The sequence below is a fragment of the Pseudoalteromonas sp. Ld19 genome, from assembly GCF_045064135.1.
In the GTDB taxonomy this organism is placed as follows: Bacteria; Pseudomonadota; Gammaproteobacteria; order Enterobacterales; family Alteromonadaceae; genus Pseudoalteromonas; species Pseudoalteromonas aliena.
The window spans coordinates 1-4,716 of record NZ_JBISHA010000020.1; the positions used below are offsets into that span (position 1 = coordinate 1).

At 37.9% G+C, this 4,716-nt stretch carries 5 protein-coding genes; all 5 read left to right on the forward strand.

Features of this window, described 5'->3' with window-relative positions; translation table 11 throughout:
• Positions 1-127: 127 nt before the first annotated feature.
• The 5 genes from ACJJVZ_RS11870 to ACJJVZ_RS11890 all read left to right on the forward strand — a co-directional run bounded on the left by ACJJVZ_RS11870 (position 128) and on the right by ACJJVZ_RS11890 (position 4,402).
• Positions 128-1,669 carry a transposase gene (locus ACJJVZ_RS11870; RefSeq protein WP_405600682.1) on the forward strand — a complete coding sequence of 514 codons (1,542 nt, stop codon included), beginning with the start codon at positions 128-130 and terminating at the stop codon, positions 1,667-1,669.
• Positions 1,670-2,013: 344 nt separating this feature from the next.
• Entirely contained in the window at positions 2,014-2,463 is a 450-nt protein-coding gene (locus tag ACJJVZ_RS11875; RefSeq protein WP_182197567.1) for a GyrI-like domain-containing protein, read from the forward strand.
• Positions 2,464-2,671: 208 nt separating this feature from the next.
• Positions 2,672-3,112 carry a helix-turn-helix transcriptional regulator gene (locus ACJJVZ_RS11880; protein WP_405600684.1) on the forward strand — a complete coding sequence of 147 codons (441 nt, stop codon included), beginning with the start codon at positions 2,672-2,674 and terminating at the stop codon, positions 3,110-3,112.
• 113 nt (positions 3,113-3,225) lie between these two features.
• The gene (locus tag ACJJVZ_RS11885) at positions 3,226-3,768 is read left to right on the forward strand and encodes a hypothetical protein (protein ID WP_182197570.1); all 543 of its coding nucleotides are present in this window, start codon (positions 3,226-3,228) and stop codon (positions 3,766-3,768) included.
• 208 nt (positions 3,769-3,976) lie between these two features.
• Positions 3,977-4,402, forward strand: a complete 426-nt coding sequence (locus ACJJVZ_RS11890) for a helix-turn-helix transcriptional regulator (protein ID WP_405600686.1) — start codon at positions 3,977-3,979, stop codon at positions 4,400-4,402.
• Positions 4,403-4,716 lie beyond the last annotated feature (314 nt).

Sequence of the window (4,716 nt, forward strand, 5' to 3'; positions counted from 1 at the left end):
GGCGTTGAGGCTGTAGAATTACTCTTTTTAGGAACGTATTCTACTATTTTAAATTGATTGTTTTTTAACCTTGAATCCATCCGTTCGCTGTGATCTAATAGATATTATTCACCCACGGTAAACTGTTATGGCTAACTATAAGCCTGACTTATCCTGTCAAAATAAATTCATTCCTATCAATTTCGCTGAGCAAATTTTGCCTGGCACCTTTGAATATGCCCTTTGTTATATCGTCGAAAATAAACTCGACTTGTCGGGCTTTGACGCGTGGTATAACAACGATAAAACGGGTGCCGCGGCGTATCCGCCATCGGTGATGCTAAAGATTATTTTATTGGGTTATGCACATGGATTAATTAGTAGCCGCCGAATAGCCAAGGCCTGTGAGAACAATATTCTGTTCATGAGTGTGTCGGGTGATATTCAGCCGCATTACACTTCTATAGCGGGTTTTGTGGCTAAAATGCATGAACAGATTGAGCCGCTTTTTACGCAAGTACTGATGATATGTGATGAGGAAGACTTGATAGGCCGCAACATGTTTGCCATTGATGGCTGTAAGTTAAAGTCGAATGCGAGTAAAGAATGGAGCGGCACATTCGATGAGCTAGGGCGTAAAAAAGCAAAATTAGAACGTGCGAGTAAACGTATTATTGAGCGTCACCAAGCGCAAGATGGGCTGGGCGAGGAGTTAATAACACAGGATTTAAAACAAAAAGAAAAGCTGGATAAAAGTGCAGATAAAATCACCGCGTTTTTAGCCACTCACAAAGAAAAAACAGGCAGTAAAGGCAAGCCAGTTAAAAGTAATATTACCGACCCCGATAGTGCGAAAATGACCACGTCAAAAGGGACAATCCAAGGCTACAACGGGATAGCGATAAATGACGATAAACATCAAATTATACTGCAAGCACAGGCGTGGGGCTCAGTGGGTGAGCAACAAACCCTGCAGCCAGCGGTTAAACAATTAAAGCAGCAGCTCGATAAACTGAACACCGACAAGCTCAAAGACGAGCACACGATTAAATTCACCGCAGACAGTGGGTTTAACAGCGAAGCAAACCTTGACTACATGGCGAAAAGTGGGTTCGATACCTACATTGCGGATAACCAATTTAGAAAACGAAATCCGCTGTTTAAAGACAGCGAAACATACGAAACAGCGCAAGAAAAACGTCGGCTCAAACGCAGTAAAGGCAAGCCACGATTATTTACCTCAGACGATTTTCATTATGATGAAACAACTCAAACCTGCCGCTGCCCCGCAGGCAATGCCATGTGGCGAAGTGGAATTAATGTAAAAAGTCATAACCAGGAATACACGCGATTCTGTGGTTACTTAAAAGATTGCAAAGTATGCCCGCTACAACAGCAATGCATGCGAAAGCCACCCATAGAGCGAGGCCGGCAAGTTCAATTTATAAATAATGAATCACGCAAAAAGCTAAGCTATATCGACAAAATGAAAGTAAAAATAGACAGCCCCATAGGTCGACGACAATACAGTAAGCGATTAGGCTGCATAGAGCCGGTGTTCGGGAATATAACGGTTAATAAAGGCATGAACAAATTAACCTTACGCGGACAAACGAAAGTAAATACGCAATGGCAACTGTATTGCCTTGTTCATAATCTAGAAAAGCTGAGAAACACGATACATAAATAAAGGTAAGCCCTTATTACCTCAAATAAGCCACTCAAACACCTGCAATCCCTTCCAAAACGCCCATTAAAACAACACCAAGTCCTCTTTTTATATTTTTACGTGAAAGTCAGTTGACGATTGAATCAAAATAGGAACTCGGCTATGGTTAATGCATCAATAAAAATAAATTTAAAACGAGTTAATCTACAGGCTCGTTAACACCAAGTCCTCTTTTTATATTTTTACGTGAAAGTCAGTTGACGATTGAATCAAAATAGGAACTCGGCTATGGTTAATGCATCAATAAAAATAAATTTAAAACGAGTTAATCTACAGGCTCGTTATGTAACTAGGAGAGTATTGAGATGGAATTAAGGTTTGTTTCAGAAAAAAATATAAATGGGTTGAGTGCTAGAACTGATAATGCAACTGAGATGGATCCAAATAAAGGTAAGATTGGGGCTTTATGGCAAACCTTTGATGAGACTGTCCCTGTAGATTATAAAAATGGTGAAAGAGTATACGGCGTATATTCAGATTATGAATCAGATCACACTGGACAGTTTACTGTTCTTGCTGGTTTTGACGGCGCCTCTTTTCCATCTAGTTCAAACCTAGAATCAAAAACCATTCCTGAAGGAAATTACCTTGTATTTAAGTATAAAGGGGAAATGCCTCAAATAGCTATTGATGCTTGGACAGAGGTTTGGAATTATTTTTCTCAAGGTAAAGTGGAACATCAAAGACTTTACTCAACTGACTTTGAGTTTTACCCAAATGGAAACGAAATAGAAGTTCATATAGCGGTTAAATAGTTACATAACAAGAAAATAAACAAGGACACCACGTAACAGTTGGCTACGTTTCGCTTCGCTACACAATTATAGCCAACCATTACTTAGCCTGTTATTTAGGCGTTATATGCCTCTGTCACATGTGTCACATTTCAAATGTCATATGTTTAACGTATACGGAGTTATATTTTTTTGAGATTGTTATCAAAACAACTTCAAGGAGATAATTATGGATATGAACGTAGATATAAATTTAATAAAAGTAGAAAGAAATAAAAGAGGCTGGACTCAAAGTCAACTGGCTGATATTTGTAGTCTTAGTTTGCGAACAATTCAGCGAATTGAAAAGTTAGGCTTAGTTTCCCATGAATCAGTTCAATCTTTAGCTGCCGCGTTTGAAGTAACTGTGGATGAGTTGACTATTAGTGAAATGAAGGCTGAAAACACATTATCAATCAACTTGGATAAAGGTTCTTGGAGGAATAAGCCTTTTTATTGGTTAGGCTCAGTTGGTTTTATTATAACCGCGCTAATGCATATGCTTATGGCTATTCTTTTATCCTCTGGACCAGGTTACTTTAATCATTCGATGTGGTTTGCTTTATATGTAGTATGGGGAAGCTTCTTAATAATGGGTATACCCAAGAAGCAGAGTTTATCAGGCATATAACAAGAAATTCAACAGGACTAAAAACAGCGGGCTGTTCGCTTCGCTCCATTTTAGCCCACTATTTTTAGCCTGTTAATTAGGCGTTACGTGTCATCAGGAATCCCAACCTCTATATGAAAACTAAACTTAGAGAGTTCATTCAACACTTATCTCACGAAGTTGAAGATGAAGAGAAAGCAGAAGAGTATTTAGATAACGCATTGCCTTACATAGGTTTAATAATTATGTATTTTAATTCTCTGGAGAGTTCTTTAGATTCTGTTCTTTGTGAGAATTTTACCGACAGAACCGATGCGACAGGTTTAATTGTTTTAAATAAAATGAATTATTCCGCCAAGGTTGATCTTCTAAAAAGGTTTTGTGACGACTTTCAAATAGGCTTGGATAAACAATTAAATGGTTACGAGCAACTCATGACTGATCTAAGAGAGTCTGCTCGGCTGAGGAATCTCGTTGCTCATGCAAATTGGGAAAGCACTGGTGATGACGGTTTTACTTATGTTCGATTAAAAATGTCTAAGCAAGGCATGCATCAAGAGTATGTTCAATTTACAGAAGCATCTTTAGAAAAAGTAACTGATCTTATTATTAAAACTCGGTTTAAATTATATGAGTTTTGGGAGCATCGTAATGATGTTCTCTATGGGCGCGAATAGCCACGTAACAAGCTGTTCAAGCGGGACTTCTAACAGTTGGCTAGGTTTCGCTTCGCTTCACATTTTAGCCAATAATTATAAGCCCCTTAACAGGGCGTTAGGTCTCACTGGCGTATATTTGTCACATTGGTGGCGTATTAATAACGTAACAAAAAAGTGTAGGTTTCGTACATGATAGTTGTTTAATAAATATCAAAGGAACTTACTTATGGAATATATGATTAATTCAGAATTAATTAAAAAACAGCGCAACGAAAGAACTTGGTCACAAGATCATTTAGCATCAGTTTCAGGTCTTAGCTTAAGGACAATACAGCGTATTGAAAAAGAAGGGAAATGCTCACTCGATTCAAAAAAAGCATTAGCTTCTGTTTTTGAAATAGATGCCAATGATTTGGATTTTGTTGATTATTCATCACAAATAATGGTTGCTAACAAGGGTAGGCGTTATGGATTATTAGGTGCGGGAATTGGACTTTTTTGTTCGTACTCAGCAATCACCTATTCTGTAATAAATGGCTCAATGCTTCTAGGAGAAGCAGGGGGATATTATGGTGTTGTTGGTGCACTAACTGGAATAACTTGCGGGTTAATTGGTTACTTTTCAAAGCAGAACAATTTAACATCGACCTAACAAGAAATTAAACAAGGACAAAAAACAGTTGGCTTTTTGTTCACTACGTTCACTTATTCTAGCCAACTATTTTTTGCCTGTTAATTAGGCGTTGAGGCTGTAGAATTACTCTTTTTAGGAACGTATTCTACTATTTTAAATTGATTGTTTTTTAACCTTGAATCCATCCGTTCGCTGTGATCTAATAGATATTATTCACCCACGGTAAACTGTTATGGCTAACTATAAGCCTGACTTATCCTGTCAAAATAAATTCATTCCTATCAATTTCGCTGAGCAAATTTTGCCTGGCACCTTTGAATATGCCCTTTGTT

Bases quoted from the DNA above. Each gene is read 5' to 3' on its own strand.
- ACJJVZ_RS11870 (WP_405600682.1), top strand. From the start codon at position 128: ATGGCTAACTATAAGCCTGACTTATCCTGTCAAAATAAATTCATTCCT.
- ACJJVZ_RS11875 (WP_182197567.1), top strand. From the start codon at position 2,014: ATGGAATTAAGGTTTGTTTCAGAAAAAAATATAAATGGGTTGAGTGCT.
- ACJJVZ_RS11880 (WP_405600684.1), top strand. From the start codon at position 2,672: ATGGATATGAACGTAGATATAAATTTAATAAAAGTAGAAAGAAATAAA.
- ACJJVZ_RS11885 (WP_182197570.1), top strand. From the start codon at position 3,226: ATGAAAACTAAACTTAGAGAGTTCATTCAACACTTATCTCACGAAGTT.
- ACJJVZ_RS11890 (WP_405600686.1), top strand. From the start codon at position 3,977: ATGGAATATATGATTAATTCAGAATTAATTAAAAAACAGCGCAACGAA.